The 955-nt window shown below is 70.7% G+C and carries 2 protein-coding genes; one reads left to right on the forward strand and one right to left on the reverse strand.

Features of this window, described 5'->3' with window-relative positions; translation table 11 throughout:
* Positions 1 to 496, reverse strand: a 496-nt coding sequence (locus FV223_RS28585) for an SRPBCC domain-containing protein (protein WP_348644838.1), incomplete at its 3' end; no start/stop codon positions are given.
* A gap of 188 nt (positions 497 to 684) precedes the next feature.
* Here FV223_RS28585 and FV223_RS28590 point away from each other — a divergent pair.
* On the forward strand, positions 685 to 955 hold a 271-nt coding region (locus FV223_RS28590; protein WP_281407485.1), incomplete at its 3' end, for a YbgF trimerization domain-containing protein.

Genomic DNA, 955 nt, shown 5'->3' on the forward strand with positions numbered 1-955 from the left:
AGCCGCGCCGGACGCGTCCGGCCGACGCGTCCGGCGCGGCTCGCCCTCTCGCCACGTGTCGGCAGAGGTTGCCGAGGATGGCGGCCCAGCCGCTGCGCTGCTGCGCGATGGGGACATCGGTCTCGGGATCGAACGCGACCGTCACGCCGGTCCGGTCGCCCAACGCGGTGAACTCGACCACCGCATGACGGTCGCCGAAGGCGTATTCGATCCGTTCGTTCGGGACGATCCTGGTGTCGGTGCCCGCGACATCGAAGCCCATGCTGCCGTCCTTCGCCGCCATGCGCGCCGTGAACGTGCCGCCTTCCCGAAGGTCGACGGTCGCCGTCGGACAATGCCAATCGTCGGACGCGAAATTCCACTGCGTGATCCGATCCGGCATCGTGTAGGCGTCCCGGACGACATCGACCGGTGCGGACGCCGTCGCTTCCACGATGATCCGTTCCTGCGGCATGGGGGCTTCGCATCCGGCCGTTCGGGACTTCGCGGCGGGCATCTCACACTAGGCCGGTCGTGGCGGCAACCTCCGCGGCGCCGCCGCATGCGGCCGGCCCCCTAGGCCCGCCCTCGCCGTGCGGCTCGAGGGGCCCCGAGCCGGCATCGCCTTAACTTTGCCGTGCTGGAGCGCATCTGCTACCGGCCTCGCGCCGACCTTGCGCGCTCCCTGTCACGACCGGTGCCACCATGCTCCGCCGCCTGCTTCTCGCCTCCTGCGCCGTCCTCAGCCTCGCCGCCCCGGCCGCGGCGCAGGACGCCTCCGAATTCGTCGTGCGCCTCAACCGGATCGAGAACCAGTCCCGGATGATGGCCGGGCAGATCGAGACGCTGCAATACGAGAACCGGCAGCTCAAGGAGCAGCTTCGGAAGTTCCAGGAGGACGTCGAGTTCCGCCTCAACGAGAAAGGCGGCGGCAAGGCCGCGCCCGCGCCGAGCCGCGAGCCGGCCGGCGCCGTCA

This window comes from Methylobacterium sp. WL116 (assembly GCF_008039455.1).
Taxonomy (GTDB): Bacteria; Pseudomonadota; Alphaproteobacteria; order Rhizobiales; family Beijerinckiaceae; genus Methylobacterium.